The sequence below is a fragment of the Aminobacter sp. P4_D5 genome, from assembly GCF_056401815.1.
Genome location: NZ_JBFUIP010000576.1, coordinates 1 through 801, shown reverse-complemented (window position 1 = coordinate 801; position 801 = coordinate 1). Strand labels below are relative to the sequence as shown.

Sequence of the window (801 nt, the reverse complement as noted above, 5' to 3'; positions counted from 1 at the left end):
CGACCGTCCTTCGCTGCTCGACGCTGATCGGATGGGCTTCACCCGCGACGAGGCGGACGCACTTGCCTCGCCCCTGCCGGCCCTCTCGCTGCGCGGCAGCTATTGGGCGGTCACGCGAGCCTCGCTCCGCCTCGGCGGCGCCCTGTCCGAGGGGATCGCCCTCGGCCACGCCACCGGCTTCGATTCCGGCTCCACCCTGGATTACGTCTATCGCAACGAGGCGCGCGGTGCCGGCCCGATCGGCCGCGTCATGGACCGCAACTATCTGGATTCGCCGGGTTGGACCGGCATCCGCGCCCGAAAGCTGCATGTCGAGGAACTGGTCCGCGCCGCCATGGGGCGCCTCGTCGAACAGGGCATACCGATCCGTGTCATGGACATTGCGGCCGGGCACGGTCGCTATGTTCTGGAGGCGCTGCAGGGTGCGCCGCACCGACCGGATTCCATCCTGCTGCGCGACTACAGCGATATCAACGTCGCGGCCGGCACCAGGCTGATTGCCGAGAAGCAACTCGAGGATATCGCCCGCTTCGTCCAGGCCGATGCCTTCGACGGCGACGATATCGCCGCCGTCACTCCCGCACCGACGCTCGGGATCGTCTCCGGCCTCTACGAACTCTTCCCGGATAATTCGATGATCCGCCGGTCGCTCGCCGGCCTCGCCGCCGCCATCCCGCGTGGCGGTGCCCTGGTCTATACCGGCCAGCCCTGGCACCCCCAGCTGGAACTCATTGCCCGCGCGCTCACTAGCCATCGCCAGGGCGAGGCGTGGGTGATGCGCCGCCGCGTGCAGGCCGAGAT

At 68.9% G+C, this 801-nt stretch carries 1 protein-coding gene; it reads left to right on the top strand.

Annotated features, from left to right (window positions below):
- Window positions 1-801: class I SAM-dependent methyltransferase family protein (locus tag AC1DWF_RS33590; protein WP_476842823.1), on the top strand; the 801-nt coding region annotated here is incomplete at both ends.